The organism is Nocardiopsis lucentensis DSM 44048, assembly GCF_000341125.1.
Taxonomy (GTDB): Bacteria; Actinomycetota; Actinomycetes; order Streptosporangiales; family Streptosporangiaceae; genus Nocardiopsis; species Nocardiopsis lucentensis.
In genome coordinates this window covers 1-8425 of sequence record NZ_ANBC01000416.1, presented here as the reverse complement: position 1 = coordinate 8425, position 8425 = coordinate 1, and the positions used below count along the sequence as shown (strand labels likewise).

9 protein-coding genes are annotated in these 8425 nt (G+C 71.0%); 2 read left to right on the top strand and 7 right to left on the bottom strand.

Annotated features, from left to right (window positions below):
• Positions 1-294: 294 nt before the first annotated feature.
• From D471_RS0114585 to D471_RS0114565, 5 genes are all read right to left on the bottom strand, one after another.
• On the bottom strand, positions 295-1335 hold the full coding sequence (locus D471_RS0114585) for a zinc-dependent dehydrogenase (protein WP_017599293.1): 1041 nt from the start codon (positions 1333-1335) through the stop codon (positions 295-297).
• 107 nt (positions 1336-1442) lie between these two features.
• Complete coding sequence (locus D471_RS0114580) at positions 1443-1886, bottom strand: PTS sugar transporter subunit IIA (RefSeq protein ID WP_017599292.1); 444 nt, start codon at positions 1884-1886, stop codon at positions 1443-1445.
• Entirely contained in the window at positions 1876-2184 is a 309-nt protein-coding gene (locus D471_RS0114575; protein WP_017599291.1) for a PTS lactose transporter subunit IIB, read from the bottom strand. The genes D471_RS0114580 and D471_RS0114575 overlap by 11 nt, the downstream gene beginning before the upstream one ends.
• Before the next feature lie 26 nt (positions 2185-2210).
• On the bottom strand, positions 2211-3308 hold the full coding sequence (mtlA, locus tag D471_RS0114570; RefSeq protein ID WP_017599290.1) for a PTS mannitol transporter subunit IICB: 1098 nt from the start codon (positions 3306-3308) through the stop codon (positions 2211-2213).
• Between the two features lie 66 nt (positions 3309-3374).
• Entirely contained in the window at positions 3375-4136 is a 762-nt protein-coding gene (locus tag D471_RS0114565; RefSeq protein ID WP_017599289.1) for a DeoR/GlpR family DNA-binding transcription regulator, read from the bottom strand.
• A 318-nt stretch (positions 4137-4454) separates the two neighbouring features.
• Between D471_RS0114565 and D471_RS0114560 the strand changes: the two genes are divergently transcribed.
• Entirely contained in the window at positions 4455-5396 is a 942-nt protein-coding gene (locus D471_RS0114560; RefSeq protein ID WP_017599288.1) for a 1-phosphofructokinase family hexose kinase, read from the top strand.
• A gap of 35 nt (positions 5397-5431) precedes the next feature.
• The gene (locus tag D471_RS0114555) at positions 5432-5716 is read left to right on the top strand and encodes an HPr family phosphocarrier protein (RefSeq protein WP_017599287.1); all 285 of its coding nucleotides are present in this window, start codon (positions 5432-5434) and stop codon (positions 5714-5716) included.
• A gap of 133 nt (positions 5717-5849) precedes the next feature.
• Here D471_RS0114555 and D471_RS0114550 read toward each other — a convergent pair whose 3' ends face one another.
• Positions 5850-7478, bottom strand: coding sequence for an AMP-binding protein (locus D471_RS0114550; RefSeq protein WP_017599286.1), 1629 nt, complete (start codon positions 7476-7478; stop codon positions 5850-5852).
• A gap of 151 nt (positions 7479-7629) precedes the next feature.
• The gene (locus tag D471_RS0114545) at positions 7630-8388 is read right to left on the bottom strand and encodes a MerR family transcriptional regulator (RefSeq protein ID WP_017599285.1); all 759 of its coding nucleotides are present in this window, start codon (positions 8386-8388) and stop codon (positions 7630-7632) included.
• Positions 8389-8425 lie beyond the last annotated feature (37 nt).

Sequence of the window (8425 nt, the reverse complement as noted above, 5' to 3'; positions counted from 1 at the left end):
CCCGCCAGGCGGGGGGTGTGCGCGGGAACGGCGTCCACCACGGTGGCGGTCTCCTCCACCGTGTCCTCCCCCGCGTCGGCCCCCGCACGGACCGCTTCCTCAGGGGTCGGTGTGTCTGGGCTCGGGTGGCCGGTCTTCGGCATCATCGCTCCTGGATCGGGTCCTTGCTCGTACTCGGCTCACCCCGGCCCCCTCTCGGAACCGACGGGTGTGTGCGAATGCCTCGTACACAGCCAATCGTGAAAGGCGGCGGAACACCAGTGGTCTGGACCAGGGATCGTGTCCTCCTCGGGGTCAAGGCTCGATGGTCACCTTGACCGCGGTGCCCGACGCCACCGTCTCGATGGCCTTGTGCACGTCGGACAGGCCCATCCGCTCGGTGATGAGGTCGCTGACCGGCACGGCTCCGGTCGAGATCAGCTCCAGGGCGCGACGGTTGTGGTCGGGGCTGGAGCCGTTCGCGCCGAAGATCGAGATCTCCCGGTAGTGCACGAGGTTGGAGTCCAGCCGGATGATCGGATCGTCCTTGGGCAGCCCGCCGAAGAAGCTGATCCGACCGCCGCGCGCGACCATGCGCAGGCCGTCCTCCTGGGCGCGACCGGAGGCGGCGGCAGTGATGACGACGTCGGCGCCCCGGCCCTCGGTCAGGCGGAGGACCTCGGCGACGGCGTCGGTCTCCTCCCCGCAGATGGCGGCGTCCGGCCGGACGATGTCCGCGGACATGTCGAGGCGTCCCCGGTTGATGTCCACCAGGAAGACCTTGGCGGCGCCCCTGGCCCGGGCCAGGCGGACGTGCAGGCAGCCGATCGGACCGGCGCCCATGACGACGACCGTGTCCCCCTCGCCGACCCCCGCGATCTCCTGCCCGTTGAGCACACAGGCCAGCGGCTCGGCCACGGACGCCTCAGCCATGCTCACGTTGTCCGGAACGCGGTTGACGCCGTCGACGGCCAGCACGGCCTCGGGGATGATCATGTACTCGGCGAAACCGCCGTCGTAGTGGTAGCCCATCGACTGCTGGCGGGAGCACACGGGCATCCGACCGGAGGAGCACTCGTGGCACTCACCGCAGGGGATGGCCGCGATGACCTGGACCCGGTCCTGCTCGGACCAGCCGGTGACGCCTTCACCGACCTCGGTGATCCGGCCGCTGATCTCATGGCCGATCACGCGGGGCGGGTCGATGTGGTGGTGGCCGTGGCGCGAGATCTTCACGTCCGTGCCGCAGGTGGAGCAGTTGGCGACGGCGATCTTGAGCTGGCCGGGCCCGGCGGTCGGTTCGGGGGCCTGCTCCAGGCGGATGTCACCGGGGGCGTAGAAGCGGGCGACGAGCATGTGGGGACCTTTCTGATGGTTCTCGGCCGCGCGCCGAGGACGGCGGCGCGCGGTGTCGGGGCGGACCGGCTTCGGCGGTCCGCCCCGGTCGGGTCGGGCTCCCGGCCTCAGCCGTCCCGCCGCGGGCTCAACAGCGCGAGCACGTCGGACGGGTCGGCGGCCGAACGGAGCCGGGCGGCTCGTTCCGGATCGGTGAGGACCGACGCCAGGGAGGAGAGCACGCCCAGGTGCTCGTCCCCGGAGGCGGCGATGCCGATGGCGACGTAGGCGGTGGGCCCGCCCCAGTCGACCCCGTCGGGGAACTGGAGGAAGGCCAGCCTGGTCTCCTTGACCAGGGCCCGGGAGGCGTCGGTGCCGTGCGGGATGGCGATGCCCTCACCCACGAAGGTGGAGATCGAGGCCTCGCGCTCGTGCATGGCGGACACGTAGCCCGGTTCGACCGCGCCCAGCTCGACCAGCAGGGCCCCGCACTGGTCGACGGCGTCGGCCCGGTCGGAGGCGGTGCGGCCCAGCCGTACCGCGTCGGTGGTCAGGGTCAGTTCAGTCGGCAAGGGTCCCACCGTCCCGAATCGCCTGCTCGACGCGGGCGAACACCGGGTCCCCCAGGTACATCTGGAAGGCGATGACGACCTTGTCGGGCACCCGGGCGCGGGCGCGGTCGGCCAGTCCGGTGTGGCACAGGACCAGGTCGGCGTCAGCGGGGACCCGGTCCACCGGCGAGTGCGCGACGGTCACGCCGTAGGCCTTGAGCGTGCGCTGGAGCTGGGACGTGAGCAGCACGCTGCTCCCCATCCCGGCGTCGCAGGCGACGATGACCTTCTTGATGTCCGAGCCTTCGATGCTGCTCATGATGTCCTCTCCTTGTTCTGTTTCCCCTAGGCCGCCGACGACTCCGCGTTCTCCGCCTCCCGCGCCCTCTCCGCCTTGCGCTCGGCCCGGCCGAAGCCGAGCAGGGCGGAGGCGATGGCGAAGGAGACGACGGTGGCGACCGCGACCCCCGCCAGGACGGCGGGGTGGTCACCGCGGGGCGTGACGGCCATGAGCGCGATGATGCTGCCGGGCGAGGGAGTGGCGAGCAGCCCCGCGTCCAGGACCATGAAGGTCGCCAGGCCGGACATGCCGCCGCCGATCACGGCGAGGATGAGCTTGGGCTGGGCGAGGATGTACGGGAAGTAGATCTCGTGGATCCCGCCGAAGAAGTGGATGAGGATGGCGCCGGGGGCGGTGGCGCGGCTGATCTTCGGGCCGAAGAACATGCAGGCCAGGAGGATACCGAGGCCCGGACCGGGGTTGGTCTCGATGAGGAACTCGATGGCCTTGCCCTGCTCGGCCACGCGGGCGACGCCCAGCGGCGCCAGGACGCCGTGGTTGAGGGCGTTGTTGAGGAAGAGGACCTTGGCGGGCTCGACGATGATCGACACCAGCGGGAGCAGGCTCATGTCGATCAGGAACTGCACCCCCGCCCCGAGCGCCCGGGTGACGGCGCCGATCACGGGCCCGACCGCGTAGATCCCCGCGCCCGCCAGCAGCCCCGCCAGGATTCCGGCGCTGAAGTTGTTGACGAGCATCTCGAAGCCCGTGGGAATGCGGGGCTGGACGAGGCCGTCGAACTTCTTCATCAGGTAGGCCGCGAGCGGCCCCATGACCATGGCTCCGAGGAACATCGGCATGTCCACGGCCACGATGACACCCGTGGCGGCGACCGCTCCGACCACGCCTCCCCGCCTGTCGTACACCAGGTGTCCGCCGGTGTAGGCGATCAGCAGGGGGAGGAGATACGTGATCATCGGCCCGACGAGCTCGGCGAGGCTCTCGTTGGGCAACCAGCCGGTTTCGATGAACATAGCCGTGAGCAGGCCCCAGGCGATGAAGGCGCCGATGTTGGGCATCACCATGCTCGACAGGAATCCGCCGAACCGCTGGACGCCGGAGCGCACTGACGCCATGCTCGTCGTGGTCTGCTGGTCTGACATGGGGGAACCTCCTGGGAGGTGGCCGGCGCGATACGCGTGCCGGGTCGAATCTGTGGATGGTCGGGTTCAGACCGTGAGGACCGGAGGACCGGCGGCTTCCAGCTCCTCCGCCAGACCCTCGACGAGACCGGTGTCGGTGATGATCCGGTCGAGGTCCTCGACGCCCGCGAACCGGGCGAAGTGGTCGTTGCCGACCTTGGTGTGGTCCGCGAGGAGGACGGCGCGCCGTGACGACGCGATCATGCTCCTCTTGACCTCCGCCTCCGCCGTGTCGGGCGTGGTGAGCCCGCGTTCGACGGAGATTCCGTTGGTGGCCATGAACGCCACGTCGACGAAGGACTCGGCCAGCGAGCGCAGGGCCCAGGAGTCGACGGTGGCCTGCGTGCGGGCCCTCAGGCGGCCGCCGAGCAGCATCAGGTTGATGTTGGTCCGCGGCGTGAGCGTGAGGGCGATGGAGAGGGAGTTGGTGACCACGGTGAACTCACGGTCGCGTGGCAGCTGTTCGGCCATGCGCCCGGTGGTGGACCCGGCGTCGAGCAGGATGGCGCCCTCGGCCGGAAGCTCGGCCAGTGCGGCCTTGGCGATCCGTTCCTTCTCCTCGGTGAGCACGGAATCACGCATGTTGAGCGTGGGCTCGAAGCCCAGACGCTCGACGGGGATCGCGCCGCCGTGGACCCTGCGCAGGACCCCGTGGCGTTCGAGCGCCGTGAGGTCGCGACGGACGGTCTCGTACGTGACGTCGAACTCCGAGGCGAGCCCCGTCACGTCGACCCGGCCGTCCCGCCGGGCGCGTTCGAGGATCACCCTCTGGCGCTCTTCCGCGTACATGTTGGATCACCTGTGTTTCGGCGTGGTTTTCTGTGAGTTTAGCTGTGTTGCCCAGGACACACAAGAGGCATCACGACCCAATACCCCAACAGTCCCCATCGACCGGCACCCTGTGCGCCACAATCCCCCACGCCACCGAACACACGCCTCCCACCAGGCACGATCCAGGGCATCGAACCGCCCACGTCCGGGAAATCCCGCCCACCGCGACGATGAACCCCGCGTGACAACACCCTTGACACACGCAACCAAACACACATAATCAAAGCCATACCCACAAGCCGCACCGGGACGGGCGCAGACACGTCGGAGAGAGCCATGATCCTGACCCTCACGCCCAACCCGAGCGTGGACCACACCCTGGAGGTGGACGGCCTCGTTCGCGGCGAGGTCCTGCGGGTGAGCGCCACCCACGCGCAGCCGGGAGGCAAGGGCGTCAACGTCGCGCGGGCGCTGCTCGGTGCGGGTGTCCCGGCCCGGGCCGTCCTCCCCGTCGGCGGAGGCGGCGGCGCCGAGCTCACCGCCCTCCTCGACGACCTCCCGCAGGTCGCCGTGCCCATCGGGGGCGAGACACGCGCCAACATCGCGGTCACCGAGGCCGACGGCACCACCACCAAGCTCAACGCCCCCGGCCCGGTCCTGTCGGCCGCCGAGACCGACGCCCTCCTCGACGTCCTGGAGCAGGAACTGGCTCTGGACCCGGACTGGATCGTGGCGTGCGGCAGTCTCCCCTCGGGGGTACCCAGCGACCTGTACGTCCGCGTCGCGGAACTCGCCTCGGCCTACGGGGTCCCGCTCGCCCTGGACACCTCGGGGGAACCGCTCGCCAAGGCGGCCCACGCGGGCAGGGTGACCCTGCTCAAGCCCAACCGCGAGGAGCTCGCCGAGCTGACCGGACAAGACCTGCCCACCGTCGAGGCGGTCGTGGGAGCCGCCCGCGAGGTCCTCTCCTGGGGCAACGAGCTGGCCCTCGTGACATTGGGCGGCCATGGGGCCATACTCGTGGACGCCGAGCGAACCTGGTGGGCGCGCGGTCCCCGGGTACGCACCCGCAGCACTGTGGGTGCGGGCGACTGCGCCCTCGCGGGCTACCTCAGCGAGGACGGCCTCCCCGACAAGGGGCTGGGCCGCGCCGTGTCCTGGGGGACGGCCGCCGTCTCCCTGCCCGGTACGACCATCCCCACGCCGAACGACGTGGCCGCGCACGAGGCCACGGTCGTGGCCGACCCCGACCCGCGGTGGCGGATCGACGACCTGTGATCCGCCCCGCCGCCCTCGAGCAGAGAAGGACTGACATGCCCCAGCGCACCGTGACCGTCGGATCCCACCTCGGACTGCACGCCCGGCCCGCGGCCCTCTTCGTGCAGGCCGTCAACGAGACGGGCCTGCCCGTCACCATCGCCCGCGAAGGGCACGACCCGGTGGACGCGCGCAGCGTCCTGGCGGTCATGTCCATGGGCGCGGGGCACAACGAGACCGTGACCCTGGCCTGCGACGACGCCGACACCGCCGACCAGGCCCTGGACGGACTGGCGGAGCTGCTGGCCTCCGACATGGACACGGCTCCGTCCGGGGCCTGAGTCCGCGTCGCGTCCGGGGCCCGGACCCCGCCCCGGACCCCGTGCGGGAACCCGGGGCCCGCCCTCCGAACGGCGTGTCACCGCGGAGGGCGGGCCCCGTCCCGTGCGTTTCGGCACGTGGCCGGGAACGGTCTCAGCCCAGCAGCCGGATCGCCCGCTCGCGCATCTCCACCTTGCGGACCTTGCCGGTGACCGTCATCGGGAACTCGTCGACGACGTGGACGTAGCGCGGGATCTTGAAGTGGGCGATCCGCCCCTCGCAGAAGGCGCGGAGCCCGTCGGCGCCGATGGGCTCGGCGCCCTCGCGCATGCGCACCCACGCCATGAGCTCCTCCCCGTACTTCTCGTCCGGGACGCCGATGACCTGCGCGTCCAGGATGTCGGGGTGGGTGTACAGCAGCTCCTCGACCTCACGCGGATAGACGTTCTCCCCGCCGCGGATCACCATGTCCTTGATCCGGCCGGTGATGCTGACGTAGCCCTCGTCGTCCATGACCGCGAGGTCGCCGGTGCGCATCCAGCGGCCCGCGTCGATCGCCTCCGCCGTGCGGTCGGGCATGTCCCAGTAGCCGAGCATGACCGAGTAGCCCCGGGTACACAGCTCGCCGGGGGTCCCGCGCGGGACGGTGGTCCCGGTGTCCGGGTCGATCACCTTGACCTCCAGGTGCGGACCCACCCGGCCCACCGTGGAGACACGGCGCTCCACCGTGTCGTCGCGGCGGGTCTGGGTGGACACGGGGGACGTCTCGGTCATTCCGTAGCAGATGGACACCTCGCGCATGCCCATTCTGCCCATGACCTGGCGCATCACCTCGACGGGACAAGGTGAGCCCGCCATGATCCCGGTGCGCAGCGTGGAGAGGTCGTAGTCGTCGAAGTCCGGCAGGGCCAGTTCGGCGATGAACATCGCGGGCACCCCGTACAGGGAGGTGCAGTGTTCGGCCTGGACGGCGTCGAGGGTCGCCGCGGGGTCGAACCCGGGACCGGGGAGGACCACGCACGCGCCGTGGCTGGTGGCGGCCAGATTCCCCATCACCATGCCGAAGCAGTGGTAGAAGGGAACCGGAACGCAGATCCGGTCGACGTGCGTGTATCCGCACAACTCCCCCACGAAGAATCCGTTGTTGAGGATGTTGTGGTGGGAGAGCGTGGCGCCCTTGGGGAATCCGGTGGTGCCCGAGGTGTACTGGATGTTGATGGGGTCGTCCGGCGACAGCCCCGCCTCGATCTCCGCCAGCCGCGACCGGTCCCCCGCCTCGCCCGCCGCGAGCAGGGCCGACCAGGCCGGGGTGTCGAACAGCACGACCTCGCGCAGGTCGGGGCAGCGCCCCCGGACCTCGTCGATCATCGCCGCGTAGTCGGAGGTCTTGAACGACGGCGCCGCCACCAGGACGGAGATGCCCGCCTGGCCCAGCACGTACTCCAGTTCGTGGGTCCGGTAGGCGGGGTTGACGTTGACCATGACCGCGCCGATCCGGGCGGTCGCGTACTGCGTGTAGACCCACTCGGCGCGGTTGGGGGACCACACGCCGACCCGGTCGCCCTTGGCGACGCCGAGGTCGAGCAGCCCGAGGGCGACCCGGTCGACGACCGCGTCGAACTCGCGGTAGGTGAGCCGCACCCCGCCCGCGCGGTCGACCAGGGCCTCGCGGTCCGGGTGGGCGGCGACGGTGCGGGCGAGGTTCGCGCCGATGGTGTCGCCGAGGAGCGGGATGTCGGAGGTGCCTGAGGAGTAGCTGCTCTGGGGAACGCGAGAACTCAATCCGGGCTCCTTGCCGTGCCGGGACACGGGCGGGGGCCGGGACGCGGGATCCGCGCGGAATCCGCCCGTGTGGAACCCATCACACGTATCACGGCCCTCGCGGAGTGGAAAGGCGTACGGCGGGCGGCGCCGCGGCACGGGAGGCGGCGGGTCACACGGAGCGCTCGGCGTGGGCGCGGAGGGCGTCGCGCACGAACGCGGCGCCGCCCGGACCGCCGTAGGTGTCGGCGAAGCCGGGGTCCTCGGCGTACATGTCGCCCAGGCAGCGCAGGAGTTCGACGGAGCGCTCGCGGTCGCCCTCGGCCACCGGGGTCCCGGGGATGCGCCGGAGCCACTCCACGTGCCGGACCGCCAGCTCCCGAGCACGGTCCGAGGCCGGGTCCGCGCCGTCCCGCCAGGCCGCCGTCCACGCGGCGACGAGGACGTCGGTCTCGCGCTTCCACTCGATCCGCTGCTTGGTGGTCTTCCCGCGCCACCAGGCGTTGCTCTTCCGGAAGGCCTCCTCTCCCCACCGGGCGACGACCTCGTCCTCGTAGGGGTCGTTGAAGCCCTCCAACATCATCCCCATCGAGGGGTCCCGCCCCGAGCGACGCGCGTCGAGCGTGTACCGGACGGCACTGATCCGCCGGTCGAGACGGTCGCGCTCGGCTTCCAGGAGCGCGATGTGCTCGGCCAGGGCCCCCTCCTCGTCCTCCTCGCGGTCCAGGACGTCCGCGATGACGGAAAGGCTCAGGCCGAGGTCGCGCAGCAGGAGGACGCGTTGGAGGCGGGCGACGGCGTCAGCGTCGTAGTACCGGTAACCGTTGTCGCCGACCCGGGAGGGGCGCAGGAGCCCGATCGCGTCGTAGTGGCGCAGGGTCCGGCTGGTGACTCCCGCGCTCACCGCGACCTGGTGGATGGTCCACTCCATGGGGCCAAGGGTAGGTCGGCTCCGGCCGGGACGGTGC

Excerpts from the sequence above, each read along its gene's own strand:
- mtlA (WP_017599290.1), bottom strand. The coding sequence starts at position 3,308 with ATGTCAGACCAGCAGACCACGACGAGCATGGCGTCAGTGCGCTCCGGC.
- D471_RS0114545 (WP_017599285.1), bottom strand. The coding sequence starts at position 8,388 with ATGGAGTGGACCATCCACCAGGTCGCGGTGAGCGCGGGAGTCACCAGC.
- D471_RS0114555 (WP_017599287.1), top strand. The coding sequence starts at position 5,432 with ATGCCCCAGCGCACCGTGACCGTCGGATCCCACCTCGGACTGCACGCC.
- D471_RS0114565 (WP_017599289.1), bottom strand. The coding sequence starts at position 4,136 with ATGTACGCGGAAGAGCGCCAGAGGGTGATCCTCGAACGCGCCCGGCGG.
- D471_RS0114585 (WP_017599293.1), bottom strand. The coding sequence starts at position 1,335 with ATGCTCGTCGCCCGCTTCTACGCCCCCGGTGACATCCGCCTGGAGCAG.
- D471_RS0114575 (WP_017599291.1), bottom strand. The coding sequence starts at position 2,184 with ATGAGCAGCATCGAAGGCTCGGACATCAAGAAGGTCATCGTCGCCTGC.
- D471_RS0114560 (WP_017599288.1), top strand. The coding sequence starts at position 4,455 with ATGATCCTGACCCTCACGCCCAACCCGAGCGTGGACCACACCCTGGAG.